Annotated in this window: 11 protein-coding genes; 2 read left to right on the top strand and 9 right to left on the bottom strand. The window is 67.4% G+C overall.

Translation table 11 applies throughout. The annotated features are described in order from the left end of the window. Positions 1-151 precede the first annotated feature (151 nt). The 9 genes from ACYYG1_RS17085 to ACYYG1_RS17045 all read right to left on the bottom strand — a co-directional run bounded on the left by ACYYG1_RS17085 (position 152) and on the right by ACYYG1_RS17045 (position 8,758). Positions 152-712: a Fe-S-containing hydro-lyase gene (locus tag ACYYG1_RS17085; protein ID WP_461211544.1), complete on the bottom strand. Its 561-nt coding sequence runs from the start codon at positions 710-712 to the stop codon at positions 152-154. Next, entirely contained in the window at positions 712-1,548 is an 837-nt protein-coding gene (locus tag ACYYG1_RS17080; protein ID WP_461211543.1) for a fumarate hydratase, read from the bottom strand. Before ACYYG1_RS17080 ends, ACYYG1_RS17085 begins: the two co-directional genes overlap by 1 nt. Positions 1,549-1,729: 181 nt before the next feature. Next, positions 1,730-2,476 carry a fumarate reductase iron-sulfur subunit gene (locus ACYYG1_RS17075; protein WP_461211542.1) on the bottom strand — a complete coding sequence of 249 codons (747 nt, stop codon included), beginning with the start codon at positions 2,474-2,476 and terminating at the stop codon, positions 1,730-1,732. A 2-nt stretch (positions 2,477-2,478) separates the two neighbouring features. After that, the gene (locus ACYYG1_RS17070) at positions 2,479-4,326 is read right to left on the bottom strand and encodes a fumarate reductase flavoprotein subunit (protein ID WP_461211541.1); all 1,848 of its coding nucleotides are present in this window, start codon (positions 4,324-4,326) and stop codon (positions 2,479-2,481) included. Positions 4,327-4,347: 21 nt separating this feature from the next. Further along, complete coding sequence (locus ACYYG1_RS17065) at positions 4,348-5,001, bottom strand: succinate dehydrogenase/fumarate reductase transmembrane subunit (RefSeq protein ID WP_461211540.1); 654 nt, start codon at positions 4,999-5,001, stop codon at positions 4,348-4,350. Positions 5,002-5,312: 311 nt separating this feature from the next. Next, the gene (locus ACYYG1_RS17060) at positions 5,313-6,311 is read right to left on the bottom strand and encodes a class I SAM-dependent methyltransferase (RefSeq protein WP_461211539.1); all 999 of its coding nucleotides are present in this window, start codon (positions 6,309-6,311) and stop codon (positions 5,313-5,315) included. A gap of 217 nt (positions 6,312-6,528) precedes the next feature. Further along, positions 6,529-7,293, bottom strand: coding sequence for a DUF362 domain-containing protein (locus ACYYG1_RS17055; RefSeq protein ID WP_461211538.1), 765 nt, complete (start codon positions 7,291-7,293; stop codon positions 6,529-6,531). Positions 7,294-7,309: 16 nt separating this feature from the next. After that, positions 7,310-8,074, bottom strand: a complete 765-nt coding sequence (locus ACYYG1_RS17050; protein ID WP_461211537.1) for an exodeoxyribonuclease III — start codon at positions 8,072-8,074, stop codon at positions 7,310-7,312. Positions 8,075-8,086: 12 nt separating this feature from the next. Further along, the gene (locus ACYYG1_RS17045) at positions 8,087-8,758 is read right to left on the bottom strand and encodes a metallophosphoesterase (protein WP_461211536.1); all 672 of its coding nucleotides are present in this window, start codon (positions 8,756-8,758) and stop codon (positions 8,087-8,089) included. A 123-nt stretch (positions 8,759-8,881) separates the two neighbouring features. On the opposite strand from ACYYG1_RS17045, the gene ACYYG1_RS17040 reads away from it, so the two are divergent. Both ACYYG1_RS17040 and ACYYG1_RS17035 read left to right on the top strand, forming a co-directional pair. After that, on the top strand, positions 8,882-9,466 hold the full coding sequence (locus ACYYG1_RS17040; protein ID WP_461211535.1) for a 5-formyltetrahydrofolate cyclo-ligase: 585 nt from the start codon (positions 8,882-8,884) through the stop codon (positions 9,464-9,466). Next, on the top strand, positions 9,457-10,197 hold the full coding sequence (locus ACYYG1_RS17035; protein WP_461211534.1) for a purine nucleoside phosphorylase YfiH/LACC1 family protein: 741 nt from the start codon (positions 9,457-9,459) through the stop codon (positions 10,195-10,197). The genes ACYYG1_RS17040 and ACYYG1_RS17035 overlap by 10 nt, the downstream gene beginning before the upstream one ends. The last annotated feature ends 260 nt before the right edge of the window (positions 10,198-10,457 follow it).

Below are 10,457 nucleotides of genomic sequence, written 5' to 3'. Positions count from 1 at the left end.
ACCACAAGAGACTACTCAACAAACTGAAACAATGGACTAAAAAACGGCTGTAGAAGCTCTTAGCTAGGACAGCCCCTTATTTATAAAGATTCCAAAGGGGATTATCCCCTTTGGCGGGGGGCCGGGGGGCGGCGCCCCCCGATTTTCCGGGCTAGTCCTCCACGCCAGCGGCCTTGAGGTCAGGCACGGCGTAGAGGTCGCCGCCGTGGCTGTCGTTGATGACCAGCACGGGGAAGTTTTCCACGCTGAGTTCGCGGATGGCCTCGGGGCCCAGGTCGTCAAAGGCGATGACCTGGGCGGCGGTGATGCATTTGGAGAGCAGCGCGCCCGCGCCGCCGGTTGCGCCGAGGTACACGGCGGTATGCTCCTTGAGGGCGGCCTTGACCTCGGGGCTGCGCTTGCCCTTGCCGATGGAGGCCTTCTGGCCCATGGCGTGCAGCCGGGGCGCGAAGGAGTCCATGCGGTAGCTGGTGGTGGGCCCGGCGGAGCCGATGGGCAGTCCCGGGGGCGCGGGGCTGGGGCCCACGTAGTAGATGATTGAGCCGTTGATATCGAAGGGCGGGGTCTCGCCCCTGTCGATCATGTCCATGAGCCGCTTGTGCGCGGCGTCGCGGGCCGTGTAGATGGTGCCGGTGATGAACACCACGTCCCCGGCGCGCAGCTCGCGCACGGCCTCGTCGGTCAGCGGGGTGGTCAATTTGCGCTCGGCCATCAGAACACCACCTCCTTGTGCCGGATACAGTGGCACTGGACGTTCACGGCCAGGGGCAGGCTGGCGATGTGGCAGGGGGCCGTCTCGATCTTCACGCCCAGGCAGGTGGTCTTGCCGCCCAGGCCCATGGGCCCGACGCCCAGCTTGTTCACGGCCGCGAGGAGCTCGTCCTCCATGGCCGCGAGCTTGGGATCGGGGTTCGTGTCCTCCAGGTTACGCAGCAGCGCGCGCTTGGCCAGGATGGGCGCGGTGTCGAAGGAGCCGCCCACGCCGATGCCCAGCATGATGGGCGGGCAGGGGTTGGGCCCGGCCTCGGCCACGCGGCGCAGCACGTATTCCTTGACGCCCTTCCAGCCCTGGGCCGGGGTGAGCATGGTCACGCGGGACATGTTCTCCGCGCCGCCGCCCTTGGGCAGGCAGCGCACGGTGATGCGGTCGCCGGGCACGTAGCTGAAATGGATCACGGCCGGGGAGTTGTCGCCCCTGTTGGCGCGGGTGAACGGGTCGCAGGAGGACTTGCGCAGAAAGCCCTCCTCGTAGCCCTGGATCATGCCCTGGTTGATGGCGTCCGTGAGGGAGCCCTCGACGTGCACGTCCTCGCCCACGTCCACGAAGAACACGGCCAGGCCGCAGTCCTGGCACAGGGGCAGGCCCGTCTCCTCGGCCAGCTCGTAGTTCTCCAGCAGCTGGCGAAAGACTTCCTTGGCCGCCGGGGCGTCCTCGGCCTCCAGGCCCGCCTTGAGGGCGCGCTTCACGTCGCCCGGCAGAAAGACGTTGGCCTCTCGGCACATGGCCGCCACGGGGGCGACGAGATCCGCAGCCTGTATGGTTCGCATGGTGCGTCACTCCTTTGAGGGGTACGAGCCCGGGCAGGCCGGGCCGGGATCGGCCCGCGCGGGCCGCAGAAAGAAAATTCCGCAAACCCGCGACAATGGCAAGGGCCGCGTGCGCCCCCGGCGCACGCGGCCCGCGAAAGATTGCTGAAATCCGGACGCGCCGGGGCCTGGTTCTCGCGCCCTATTTCTTCGCAAAGGGCAGGAAGCGGCGGATGGCCGTGAAGCCCATCTTGCGCCGCAGGAACCCGAGCTGGTCCTGCAGGGGCAGGTTCTTGGGGCAGACGTCCTCGCAGCCCAACAGCCCCATGCAGCCGAAGATGCCCTCGTCCGTGCCGATGATCTCGAAATAGTCCTTGTCCGTGCGCTTGTCCCGGGGGTCCAGGGCGAAGCGGGCCACGCGGTTCAGGGCCACGGCGCCCATGAAATCCCGGCGCATCCGCGCGGTGCCGCAGCCCGCCACGCAGCAGCCGCATTCCACGCAGCGCTCCAGCTCGTAGATCTCCTCGGCCAGGGAGTTCTCCATGCGCGCCTCCTCGGCCTGCGGGTCGAACTCCTCGTCGGTGTGGATCCAGCTCTCAACCTTCTGGTACATCTCGCGGAACCAAGTGCCCGTGTCCACGGACAAATCGCCCACCAGCTTGAACACCGGCAGGGGCAGGAGCGTGATCTCCCCGGGCAGGTCCTTGGTCTTGGTGCGGCAGGCCAGGCCCGGGCGGCCGTTGATGAGCATGCCGCAGGCCCCGCAGATGCCCGCGCGGCAGCAGAAGTCGAATTGCAGGGACGGGTCCCGCTCCTCGCGGATGGTGTTCAGGGCGATGAACAGGGTCATGGACGGGATCTCGGGCAGCACGAAGCTGTCCATGTGCGGGCTGCTCGCCGGGTCCATGGGATTGTAGCGGAAGACGTTGAATGTCAGGGTGCGCGCCATGTCTAGCCCTCCTTCCCGGCAGGCGGATTGTCCATGGGGATGATGCTGCCGCCGCCGTAGCCCCGGTCTCCCGGGGGAATCTCGAAGGACGGGGTGGCGGGCTCGTAGTCCAGGGTGGGCAGGTCGTCGCCCTCGTGCTTCCAGGTGGCCAGGGTGCGCGAGAGCCAGTCGCGGTCGTTGCGCTCGGGGAAATCCTCGCGGGCGTGGGAGCCGCGCGACTCGGTGCGCTTGAGGGCTCCGTGGGCCACGCACAGGGCCAGGCGCACCATGCCCGGCAGCTTCAGGGCCATGGCCAGCTCGGGGTTCGCGCCCAGGCCGTCGGACTTGAGCCCCAGCTTGCGCGCACGGGCCAGGACATCCTGGAGCTTGAACACGGCCTGCTCCAGGCCCTCCTGGGTGCGGAAGATGTGCGCGCCCTCCTCCAGGGCGTCCTGCATGGCCTGGCGCACGGCGTAGACGTTCTCCGTGCCGTTGCGCCCGGTGCGCAGGGCCTCGATGCGGTCGCTGTCCTTGGCCAGGGCGTCGCGCACCTGGGCCGTGGAGTACACGGCCTCGGCCCCCTGCAAATATTCCACGACCTTGCGGCCCACGATCATGCCCGCCACCACGGTTTCGGCCAGGGAGTTGCCGCCCAGGCGGTTGAAGCCGTGCAGGTCCCAGCACGCGGCCTCGCCCGCGGCGAAGAGCCCGTCCAGGCCGTAGGCCGAGCCGTCCTTGTCGGTGCGCACGCCGCCCATGCTGTAGTGCTGCACGGGCTTCACGGGGATCAGCTGGTGCACCGGGTCGATGCCCAGGAAATTCTGGCAGATCTCGTCCACCTCGCGCAGCTTGCCCCGGATGTGCTCCTCGCCCAGGTGGCGGATGTCCAGCCAGAGGTGCTTGCCGTAGGGGCTGTCCACGCCCTTGCCCTGGCGAATGTGGTGCATCATCCAGCGCGAGACCACGTCCCGCGAGGCCAGTTCGGCCTTTTCGGGCTCGTAGCCGTCCATGAAGCGCTTCTCGTCCACGTCCAGGAGCGTGCCCCCGTCGCCCCTACAGCCCTCGGTGACCAGGATGTAGGTGGGCACGATGCCCGTGGGGTGGAACTGCACGGCCTCCATGTTGCCCAGGGGCACGATGCCGGTGTCCAGGGCCGCCGCGTGCACAGCGCCCTCGCAGATCACGGCGTTGGTGGACTCGCGGTAGATGCGGCCGAACCCGCCCGAGGCGATGAGCACGGCCCGCGCCAGATAGGCGCGCAGCTCGCCGGTCTTCAAACAGCGGGCCACCGCGCCCACGCAGCGCTTGCCGTCGTGGATCAAGCTCAGGACCTCGGTCTTGTCGTGCACGTCCACGCCCATCATGGCCGCGCGATTGTCCATGGTGTAGAGCACGGTGTGGCCCGTGCCGTCGGAGGTGTAGCAGGTGCGCCACTTGGCCGTGCCGCCGAAGTTGCGCGCGGTGATCAGGCCGTGGTTCTTGGGGTCCTCGAACTTCTCGAAGCGCTGGCCGCCCTTGTAGTAGAAGCCCTTGCCCCCGACCACGCGGTTCCAGGGCACGCCCCAGTGGGCCATCTGACGCATGGCGATGGGCGCGCTGTTGCAGAACAGGCGGGCCACCTCCTGGTCGCAGCCCCAGTCGGAGCCCTTGACCGTGTCCAGGAAATGCACGTCCGGGGAGTCGCCCTCGCCCATGGCGCTGTTGCCGAGCGCCGCCTGCATGCCGCCCTGCGCGGCCGAGGAATGCGAGCGCCTGGCCGGGACGACGGACAGGCAGATGGCGTCGAACCCGGCCCCCGCGGCCTCGATGGCCACGCGTTCCCCGGCAAGGCCCGCGCCGATGCTCAAAAGATCAGTGGTGAAGGTCTGCATGGTCGGCTCCTCGGGTCGGGGTTACGGGGCCATGAACAGGAAACGGATGGTCGTCAGAAGGCCCATGCCCACGTACACGGCCAAGAGGATCTGCACCGCGCGCATGGCCTTGGCCCGGCCCGCGCGGAGCACGAAGCCCCACTTCACGCCGATGCGGTAGCAGCCGATCCAGGTATGCAGGGCCACGCAGACGAGCAGCGCGAGGTTGAAGAGCACGCCCGAGGCGCTGGCGAGGAAGGCCGCGCTCTTGGCCGCGCTGATGGGCAGGTCCGTGAGCACCGACCACATGTGGATCGCGCCCAGGAGCAGCACGATCATGCCCGTGGCGGCCTGCACCACCCAGAGCCAGGTGTCGCGGTGGCGCAGGGTGCGCGCGTGGGCCCAGATGGTCTTCTGCTCCAGGGTGCGGAAGGGCACCTTGCGCGCGGCGAGCACGAAATGGAACAGGAATAGCAGGGCCAGGGCCGGGCCGCCCACCTGGGCCAGATAGGTGGCCTCCAGGAATCCGGCCAGCCCGTCCAGGGCCCAGGAGCCCAGGAGCACGCTGGAGACAAGCAGCATATGGCAGATGATGAACAGGATCAGCGCCGCGCCGGAAAGCATCTGCAACCAGTCCAGGTATGCGGACGCGCGCGAGGGCCGGGTCACATGCAGGGTCGAGTCGGCAAGCGTCATCTCTCTCCTCCAGAATGGCCTAGTGGCGGGTTCACGGCTTCCGGGCGAGGCGCGCGGGGCGAGGCGCCCGGGTAGCTCCGGCCCCAGGGGGCGGGCAAAGGGAACTGGAATTTTCTGAACGGTTTGTTGCGGTTTGTCAATTGTAAGAGGACAAACGATACGGAGCCAAACCAGCGGCAAGGAAGGGCAAGGGATAACGCGGAAAGAGGAAGAATAGGGAAGGCAGGGGGCTCAAACGGCCCCCGGGAATCCGCCGGACCGAACCCAGGGGAGGCACAGGTCCGGCGGATCACGGAAAACGCTGAAACGCCTTACTCGGGCTTGAGAATCATGCTGAAGGACCGGGGCCCGGGCGAAAGCAGTTCGGAGAGCCTGTATTTGTCCCATTCGCCCAGTTCCTGATATCGCTCCCGCCAAGCATCGGGGATCAGTCCCAATCGCTCGCTGCCCTGCCCGATCATGTGCACGATGGAGAACCCGCTGGCCTCCACCAGCTTCTGCACGTCCGGGACCTCATAGGCCCTTTCGCAGGGATGGCAGAAGTGGTCGATCCACTGCGCGTTCAACTCGGGATAGTTCTCGCGGAAGGACGGAGACCAGGAGATGCCCTTGCGCTTCCTGTTGTAGTTGCGCCAGGCGTCGCGGATGGCGGCGTACACGTCGCGGGGCGAGGTCCGGGCCAGACGGTCGAACCAGTTGCTCTTTTTCTTCTCCACCAGCGCCCTGTAGTATTTGAAGCGCCGATCGTACGCCGTGAGGTCCGGCTCAAGGATGCTGAGCACTTCCTTGATGTCGAATTTTTCCTGGTCGCACCTCATCCCGTAGAGATGCATGGACAAGAACCCGTCGTCCTTGAGGTGCTTGCGCAGGTTCTGCAAGGCGCCCACCGGGTCGGCGCAATGATGGATCGTGCCCTGGGCCGAGATGATGTCGAACAGGCCATCGAAAGGCAGGGGATCGAGATAGGACCCCCTGGCGAAGTCCACCTTGGCCCCGTGCTTGGCCGCCAGTTGCCGGGCCACGCCAAGGGACGCGTCCGACAGGTCGAGGCCGAAGCATTCCCAGGCGGGGTGGCTCTTGGCCACGCCCACGGCGATGTGCCCGGTTCCGCAGCCCACATCGAGAAACCTGACCGCGCCGCGCCGGGACAGATCCGCGTCGATCCGGGCGAACACGAAGCTCAAATCCTTGAGATTGGCCCCCAGGTCAGGATACGGGGCGAATTCGTACATCGAACGAACCGATTTCTCATCCTCGTGGCGAGCCGACTTGTCCGTATCCATCTTGGCGTTGGAATAGAAGTTTGCCATTTGATCGTGCTCCGTTGGTCAACCTGTTTTCGCTTGCGGACTCATCGTCAGCCAATGGTCTTTGCCCCGGCACCCCGCATCGGCGCGTTGCAGGCCGTGCCGATGCCGCGAGCATCCAGAACTGTGACCGGCAACGCCTGAGGGCCATACCACCAGGGCAAGGGGCAGTGCAATCCCCGCGCTGCCTTCAATCCGGCACGGGCAGGGACACTGCGGCCTATTCCGCCAGATGCCCGATGGTCCGCCAGTCCAGGCCCAGGAGCCGGGCGGCCTCGCGGTCCAGGGCCAGGGGGACGGCCCCGGCCAGGAGCAGGCCCACGGGCGGGTCGCAGACGGGCCCGCCCAGATGGTATTCGGCCATGCCCACCGAGGCGTCCATGAGGGTCAGGGCCGGGGAGACGTAGGCGCAGAGGTCGCGGATGGACTGGTGCATGTACTGATGGAAGCGTGCCTTTTTCCAGGCCCCGTAGCTCCCGCCCCCGTAATGCTCGGGCGGGGCGAAGCCCATCATGTTCTTCATGGTCCCGGTGACCGTGGACAGGGAATGGGCCTTGAGCACGGGCAGGGAGACCACCGTGTGGGTGAAGGCCAGCTCGGGCAGCCACATTTCGGGGAACACCCGGCAGGCCGGGTTCTCGCGCCGCACCAGCGGGGCGTGGTTCAGGTCCACCAGGGGCAGGCCCAGGCGCGCGGCCATGCCCGCGTAGCCCAGGCGCTCGAAAACCTCGCCGGTCTCCAGGCCGCAGCCCGTGCCCTCCGCCACCACGATCTCGGCCCCGGGCGCGTGCGCGCGCACGTAACGCGCCACGGCCTCCGTCAGGGCCACGGGCGTGGTCACGGGCGGCTCCTTGGCCATGACCAGGTTGGGCTTGAGCAGCACCCGCTCCCGCCCGGCCAGGAACTCCCCGGCCCCGCAGGCGTCCAGTACCTCGGGCACCGAGGCCTCGAAGGACGCGAACCCCACGCTCACCAGATCGCGCACTGCCGCCCTTCCCGAACTAAAGATTCAACTCCACGCCCACGGGGCAGTGGTCCGAGCCCATGACGTCCTGCTCGATCCAGGCCCGCGCGACCTTCCCGCGCAGCTCCTCGGACACGAAGAAGTAGTCGATGCGCCACCCCGCGTTGCGCTTGCGCGCCCCGTAGCGGTAGGACCACCAGGAATACTGGTCCGGGTCCGGGTTGAACATGCGGAAGGTGTCCACGTAGCCGTGGCCGATGAAGGAGTCGATCCAGGCGCGCTCGACGGGCAGGAAGCCCGAGGTCTGGGAATTCTCCTTGGGGCGCTTCAAGTCGATCTCCTTGTGCGCGGTGTTGAAGTCCCCGCAGACCACGATGGGCTTGTCCCGGCGCAGCTCTTGCGCGTGCTCCAGGAAGCGGTCGTAGTAGCCCAGCTTGAAGGCCAGGCGCTCGTCGTCCTTCTGGCCGTTGGGGAAGTAGATGTTGAAGAAATGGAAGGCCGGATATTCCATGTGGATGCAGCGGCCCTCGCCGTCGAAGCGCTCGTCCTCGAGGCCGAAGGACACGGCCAGGGGTTCGGCCTTGTGGTACACGGCCGTGCCCGAATAGCCCTTGCGCTTTTTGCTGGGGTTGAACACCGCCTGGAACCCCTGGGGCTCGCGGTCCTCCGGTCGCAGCTGGTCGGGCTCGGCCTTGATCTCCTGCAGGCCGATGACGTCGCCGCCGCAGGCGTTGGCCCAGTCCCAAAAGCCCTTGTCCACCACGGCCCGCAGGCCGTTCACGTTCCAGGAATAGAGTTTCATGCAGCCGCCCGGCTAAAGGGTTTGCAGTGTCATGCTCAGCGTGCCGTCCTTGAGGCCGATGAGGGCGTAGCCCCCCAGGGCCAGCATGCCCGGGTTCACGATCCGGGTGCCCGCCAGGTCGTCCTGGCTGCGGGCCTCGTGGATGTGGCCCGTGAGGCAGGCCGTGGGCCGCACCCGCTCGATGAACGCGCGCACGGCCTGGCTGCCCACGTGGCGGCCGCCGCCCAGGTCGTCGGTGCGCGTGCCCATGGGCGGGGTGTGGGACACCAGGAGCAGCTGCGCCCAGGCGCCCGCCTTGGCGTGGGTCTCGTCCAGCCACTTCCCCAGGCGCTCGTCCGGGACCTCGCTGCGCGTGCCGAAGGGCGTGGGCGAGGACCAGCCAAGGCCCATGATCCCGATCCCCGGGGCCAGCTCCAGGGCCTTGTTGTGGATGTTCAGGCCCTCGGCCTCCAGCCAGTCCTGGACCGCGGGCCCGTCCATGTTGCCGATCTGGGCCATGATGTTCGGGTTCACCGCGCGCATGCGCTCGATGGCGCGCTTGGCCCCGGGCACCCCGTCGTGGGTGGTGATGTCGCCGGAGACGATGATGCCCTCGGCCCCGGCCGCGCCGGGGATGCGCTCCAGATTGGCGGGCTCGTCGTGCACGTCGCCCACCCCGATCCAATACTTGTCGAATGTTTCCACGGTTGTTTCCCTTAACAGTTTCCACGGGAAGGAGTACATTGATACAGCGCCGCCGGTTGCTCCTGCGGCGCTCGCAAGAGGAATGTACTGAAAAACCGGACGACGCGAAACCCCGGAAGGCCCATGGGACTGAGCGAAACCAAGAAGGACATGCGCGAGCGCCTGCGCGCCCTGCGCGCGGCTCTGCCCGAGGACGAGCGCGCCGAACTGTCCGCCCTGGTGCTCGAAAACCTGCGCGCCACCCCTGGCTGGGAACAGGCGCGCGAAGTGCTCAGCTACATGCCCGTGCGAGGCGAGGTGGACGTGCGCCCGCTGCTCGCCGAATTCTGGGAGCGCGGGGTGCGGGTGCTCCTGCCGCGCTGCCGCCCGGGCGAGCCCGGGATCATGGACCTGGCCTGCGTCAGCTGCATGGAGGAGCTCAGGCCCGGCCCCTACGGCATCCCCGAGCCCGAGCCCGGGGCCTGCCCGGCCCTGCCCGGGGCGCGGCCGGACCTGATCCTGGTGCCGGGCGTGGCCTTTGACTGCGAGGGCTTCCGCCTGGGCTTCGGCGCGGGCTTCTACGACCGCTTTTTGTCCGGCGAACGGGCCCCGGGCGCCGCTGTGTACGGATTGGCCTATTCCTTCCAGGTCCTTGAACGCCTGCCCCGCGACCCCTGGGACGTGCCCGTGCAGGCCGTAATCACGGAGAACGAGATCACATGGATATGACCTATATTCCCTTTGTCTTCCCGGGCCTGGACTCCGTGGGGTGCGCCTTCGGCCTGCGCGGCTCCGGGCCCGGCCCCTTCGGCGGCGCGAACATTTCCCTGGAAGTGGGCGACGACGCCGAGCGCGTGTACGCCAACCGCCAAGCCCTGCAGGAGGCCCTGGGCTTCGACCACTGGCAGGAAACGCGCCAAGTCCACGGCCCCCAGATGATCTTCGACCCCGAGCCCGGGAACATCCGGGAACCCGGATTCCTGGACGCCGACGGCCTGGCCACGGACCAGCCCGGGCAGGCCCTGGTCATCAAGACCGCGGACTGCCAGCCCCTGCTCCTGGCCCACAAAGACGGCGGCCACGTGGCCGCCCTGCACGTGGGCTGGCGAGGCAACGCCATGAATTTCCCGGCCACGGGCGTGCGCGACTTCTGCGAGGAATACGGGCTCTCGGCCTCGGACGTCCTGGCCGTGCGCGGCCCCAGCCTGGGCCCGGGCAAGAGCGAGTTCACCAATTTCGACAAGGAATTCGGTCCGGACTTCGAACGCTGGCGCTCCCAGGACGGCGGACACGTGGACCTCTGGCGCATGACGCGGGACCAGTTGGTGAGCGCGGGCCTCAGGCCCGAAAACATCCACTCCCTGGATCTGTGCACCATGAGTTTGCCGGAGTTATTTTTTTCGTATCGGCGGGAGAAGGACTGCGGCAGGCAGGGGAGTTTGATTTGGATCAAGTCGTAGGGTTGAGTTGAGGAAGGATATGGGCGGCGAAGGGAAAAATTCCTTCGCCGCTTTTTTGTGGGGGAAGGAAGGGAAAGGCGGGGAGTCGAGATGCTCGGTTTGGGGAAGCCAGCCGATTCAAAAGCTCGCGCTTTTGAACCAGCTGGCAAAGGGGCCGGGGGGCGAGCCCCCCAGCCCCTTTGCACTCCCCTGCCACCCTTTTGGAGCGGGGGCGGTACCGGGCCCTTATAGCTATGGGCAACGCCAAGGCGTGTCTCTCA

The sequence above is a fragment of the Desulfocurvus sp. DL1XJH-121 genome (genome assembly GCF_054819825.1).
The sequence above is the reverse complement of the archived record's forward strand: the minus strand, read 5'-3'. Positions and strand labels throughout refer to the sequence as shown.

Excerpts from the sequence above, each read along its gene's own strand:
- ACYYG1_RS17085 (WP_461211544.1), bottom strand. The coding sequence starts at position 712 with ATGGCCGAGCGCAAATTGACCACCCCGCTGACCGACGAGGCCGTGCGC.
- ACYYG1_RS17080 (WP_461211543.1), bottom strand. The coding sequence starts at position 1,548 with ATGCGAACCATACAGGCTGCGGATCTCGTCGCCCCCGTGGCGGCCATG.
- ACYYG1_RS17075 (WP_461211542.1), bottom strand. The coding sequence starts at position 2,476 with ATGGCGCGCACCCTGACATTCAACGTCTTCCGCTACAATCCCATGGAC.
- ACYYG1_RS17070 (WP_461211541.1), bottom strand. The coding sequence starts at position 4,326 with ATGCAGACCTTCACCACTGATCTTTTGAGCATCGGCGCGGGCCTTGCC.
- ACYYG1_RS17065 (WP_461211540.1), bottom strand. The coding sequence starts at position 5,001 with ATGACGCTTGCCGACTCGACCCTGCATGTGACCCGGCCCTCGCGCGCG.
- ACYYG1_RS17060 (WP_461211539.1), bottom strand. The coding sequence starts at position 6,311 with ATGGCAAACTTCTATTCCAACGCCAAGATGGATACGGACAAGTCGGCT.
- ACYYG1_RS17050 (WP_461211537.1), bottom strand. The coding sequence starts at position 8,074 with ATGAAACTCTATTCCTGGAACGTGAACGGCCTGCGGGCCGTGGTGGAC.
- ACYYG1_RS17040 (WP_461211535.1), top strand. The coding sequence starts at position 8,882 with ATGGGACTGAGCGAAACCAAGAAGGACATGCGCGAGCGCCTGCGCGCC.
- ACYYG1_RS17035 (WP_461211534.1), top strand. The coding sequence starts at position 9,457 with ATGGATATGACCTATATTCCCTTTGTCTTCCCGGGCCTGGACTCCGTG.